At 29.1% G+C, this 646-nt stretch carries 2 protein-coding genes; both read left to right on the top strand.

All coding sequences use genetic code 11. From position 1 onward, the window contains the following. The coding region (locus D9V42_RS15175) for a hypothetical protein (RefSeq protein WP_208639095.1) at positions 1 to 538 on the top strand (538 nt) is incomplete at its 5' end. A 57-nt stretch (positions 539 to 595) separates the two neighbouring features. Continuing rightward, a partial coding sequence (locus D9V42_RS15715; protein WP_425275811.1) for a DUF7186 family protein occupies positions 596 to 646 on the top strand: 51 nt, incomplete at its 3' end.

Here is a 646-nt window from a genome sequence, read left to right as displayed (position 1 = left end):
GATTAACTCTTTCGGTAATAAAAAGAGAGATTATTTATATTCTAAAGAAATTTCAGATTTAAAATATAATCTAGCTAAAGAAATAATTGAAAAGCATGACGTTTTTAGTGGTTATAAACAGACCAAAACATATAAGAGATCGATTGAAAAGTACAAACAATTTCAACAAATTCAACGACTTCAACAACTTGAACGACTTGAACAACTTCAACGAATTCAACAACTTCAAAAATTAAATAAAATAAAAGCTACAAGCAAAAGTTATCACGCTTTTAGTGATGTTTCTGGAGCTATTCTATATCTTGACCCACCTTATGAAGAAAGTCACCAAAAAGGTTATATTAATCAATTCGATAGTCAAGAATTTTATGACTGGGCATTTGTAATGGCTAAAAATAACATCGTGATAATTTCAAGTTATTCAATTTCAGATGAACGCTTTGAAGCTGTATATTCTTTTGACAAAGCGCGCAGCACTCTCCAAAGTGGAAGAAGCAAAAAAGAAAATGAGAAATTATTTATGGTTAAAAACAGTTAATATTTGATAAAGTAAAAGCAATTTGATAGAATAGAGTTATAAATAGAGGAGAACAAAATGAAAGATACAGTAAAAACTTTAATGATGGTTGCAGGTGTCGGCTTTACA

Source organism: Staphylococcus pseudoxylosus (assembly GCF_003697915.1).
GTDB classification, from domain to species: Bacteria; Bacillota; Bacilli; order Staphylococcales; family Staphylococcaceae; genus Staphylococcus; species Staphylococcus pseudoxylosus.
This window is presented reverse-complemented; position numbering and strand designations above follow the sequence as displayed.